We start from the raw sequence: 220 nt of genomic DNA, 5'->3' as shown, positions 1-220 counted from the left end.
CCGCGAGAATCTCGGTGCGCACGTTTGTATTGTGTGCTTTGAGTTGAAACAGCTTTTCCAGCATGCCGGCTCCCTGTGACGCTATCTTGCGTCGTTATTTGTTGACCTCTAAGTCAAAGCACAAACTGCGCCAAGCGCCTGTGGTTTCAGAGAGGATCGGAAAAAGCGGCGCATCATACCAGCAGCCGAGGCCATGTGGCGCACGGGGTTGGTTTTGTAG

General features: G+C 53.6%; 1 protein-coding gene. It reads right to left on the bottom strand.

Annotated features, from left to right (window positions below; translation table 11 throughout):
• Positions 1-64: hypothetical protein (locus ACW9IR_RS30290; protein ID WP_457466298.1), on the bottom strand; the 64-nt coding region annotated here is incomplete at its 3' end.
• Positions 65-220: the final 156 nt, after the last annotated feature.

Source organism: Pseudomonas sp. SDT291_1_S447 (assembly GCF_054070155.1).
The sequence above is the reverse complement of the archived record's forward strand: the minus strand, read 5'-3'. Positions and strand labels throughout refer to the sequence as shown.